Consider the following 2696-nt stretch of genomic DNA (forward strand, 5'->3'; position numbering starts at 1 on the left):
GCGCCGGAACGCTCGGCCTTGCCGCACGCTGCCGCCGCGAGCGTTGTGGCAATACCGACGATCGTCCCGGAAATCAGTGCATCGAAACTGCCGTTGCTGTTCGTACGCATTGCTATCTCCCGCCGGCTGTCCGGCTTCCGTGCGATCCTTTCCCGAATTGCTCGCCGTTCCGCTCTACTTCCCTGCGAAACGGCAGTTCGCCCCTTATGAAAAATGACCTTCCGGGCGAACCGGGGTTCCTTCCCGGAGAAGAACGGCCGGACAAACCGCGGCGGGGGCTGCTCGATCGATTCAGGGATAGGAACCGCATCGACAAGCAAATGCGCAACCACGGCCATCTAATAAAGTGCATCGGCCGGTAACGGGATTATCGACATGGCCTTCAACGTCATCGACGTCTTCCTTCTTCTGCTGATTCTGTTCGCCGTCTGGGGTGGATGGCGGCGCGGTTTCATCCTAGGTTTTCTCAATCTTCTGCGCTGGCTGGGCAGCTTGCTTGCGGCCTGGTTCTTTTATCGACCGGTGGCGGATTTACTGGGTTCGAAAACCGGTTTGTCGAGTACGTGGCAGCAGCCTGCCGCGTTTCTTCTCATCGTTCTGCTCACCAGCTTGGCCATCGGGCTGCTCGGGAATGCGCTGCTCAAACGCTTGCCGCATGGCATTCACCGACGGCTCTTCAATCACCTGTTCGGCACGCTTCCGGGATTGGCCAACGGGCTGATAACGGCAGCCATCGCCGCCGCCTTGTTGTTCGTGGTCCCGCTGCCGGGCGATCTACGCGAGGATGCGCGCGAAAGCGGGACGGCGAACCGCTTCGCGGTTCTGGTGGAACGGCTGACCACGGCTCTGATGCCGATTTTCGAAGATGCGCTTACCCACGGGCTGAACCGCCGGCTTCCGGTTTACCCGGAATCCGACGAGCATATTTCGTTGCCGTTCAGGGTCGGAGCCCCGCAGCCGAGACCGGCGCTCGAGGAGCAAATGCTTGGACTCGTCAACCGCGAGCGCGCCACGGAAGGACTTTCGCCGCTGAAGATCGATCCCGCCTTGACCGAAGTGGCGCGAAGACATTCGTCCGACATGTTCGCCCGCGGTTATTTTTCTCATTACACTCCGGAAGGTAAAAGCCCGTTCGACCGAATGCGCGAATCGAATGTCGGTTTTCTGATCGCCGGCGAAAACCTGGCTCTCGCCCCCAGCGTTCACATCGCGCACGCCGGCTTGATGAACTCGCCCGGCCACCGCGCGAATATCTTACGGCCGCAATTCGGGCGTGTTGGTATCGGCATCATGGACGGCGGCATTCACGGCTTGATCGTGACGCAAAAATTCCGGAATTGAGCGGCCGGCAATTCAAGCAGGTGCAGACCAATCCGTGTAGTGTACTGTTAAAAGATTCGGGCAGGCGTGCGGACGCCGTCGCTCGCCACTCAAGGCGGACCTTTGTTTTAATCGGACTTGGACATCGCCGTACCGGATAATGTCGAATATCGAGACAGAATTTCTTACTCAGGAGTATGCAGCTTGATGGCGTTTCCAATTGTAGGCATCGGAGCTTCCGCCGGCGGACTGGAAGCATTGTCGGAATTTCTGGCCGACCTTCCCGCCACCAGCGGCATGGCTTTTCTGTTGGTCCAACACCTCGACCCCCACCACGAAAGCGTCCTGACGCAGATCCTCTCGACCAGAACGGCCTTGCCGGTCCAGGAGGCGACGGAGGGGCTCGCGGTCGAACCCGACCACATCTATATCATCCCGCCCAATGCCGTCATGACCCTGGTCCAGGGCCATCTGGCTCTCGCTGCCCGCAACGGGCTTCCCGTGCCGCCCATGCCCGTCGACCGCTTGTTTTATTCCCTCGCGCAAGAGCAGGGGGCCAATGCGGTCGGGGTCATTCTCTCGGGCACGGGCTCGGACGGCGCGCTGGGGATGCAGGCGATCAAGGGTTCCGGCGGTATCACCTACGCCCAGGATCAAGGCTCGGCCAGATTCAACGGCATGCCGAAGGCGGCGGTAGATCTCGGCGTGGTCGATCGGGTGCTGCCCCCGCGCGAGATTGCCCGCGAACTCGCTCGCCTCGGCGGCCATCCATACCTGAAGGTAGACAGTACCGCCTCCGCCGGCGAACCTCCGCCCACGGACGAGGAAACGCTCAACCGGCTCTTTCGTCGCCTCCGCAACGTCTCCGGCGTGGACTTCACGCACTATAAGCGCGGTACCGTGCAGCGGCGACTCGCGCGCCGCCTCGCCCTGCACGGGCTGGATACGCTGCCGGAGTACCTGAATTTGTTGGAAAGCGACACGGCGGAAACCCAGGCCCTCTTTCAGGACCTGCTGGTCCAGGTGACCGATTTCTTCCGCGATCCCGAGTTGTTCGAAGAGTTGAGCCGAACCGTCTTTCCGCGCTTGTTCGAACGCCGTCCATCTCAAGCTCCGCTGCGGATCTGGGTCCCGGGTTGCGCCAGCGGCGAGGAGGTCTATTCCATCGCCATCTGCCTTCTGGAATTTTTGGGCGAGCGCCTGACCCAAACCCCGATTCAGATTTTCGGCACCGATCTCAGCGAGTCCGCCATCGAGAAGGCGCGTACCGGACTTTACCTGGAAAATATCGCCCGCCACGTCTCCGCCGAGCGGCTCCGGCGCTTCTTCGTCAAGGTCGGCGGCCACTATCAAATCACCCGCACGATCCGCGATTT

2 protein-coding genes are annotated in these 2696 nt (G+C 61.1%); both read left to right on the forward strand.

All coding sequences use genetic code 11. The features are described 5' to 3' along the window. The first annotated feature begins 375 nt into the window (after nt 1-375). Nucleotides 376-1341 (forward strand): CvpA family protein, encoded by a 966-nt coding sequence (locus tag ABJK70_RS23290; RefSeq protein WP_347259287.1) that lies wholly within the window; start codon nt 376-378, stop codon nt 1339-1341. A gap of 186 nt (nt 1342-1527) precedes the next feature. Continuing rightward, nucleotides 1528-2696, forward strand: a 1169-nt coding sequence (locus ABJK70_RS23295; RefSeq protein WP_347259288.1) for a chemotaxis protein CheB, incomplete at its 3' end; no start/stop codon positions are given.

The organism is Methylocaldum sp. (genome assembly GCF_039794385.1).
Classification (GTDB): Bacteria; Pseudomonadota; Gammaproteobacteria; order Methylococcales; family Methylococcaceae; genus Methylocaldum.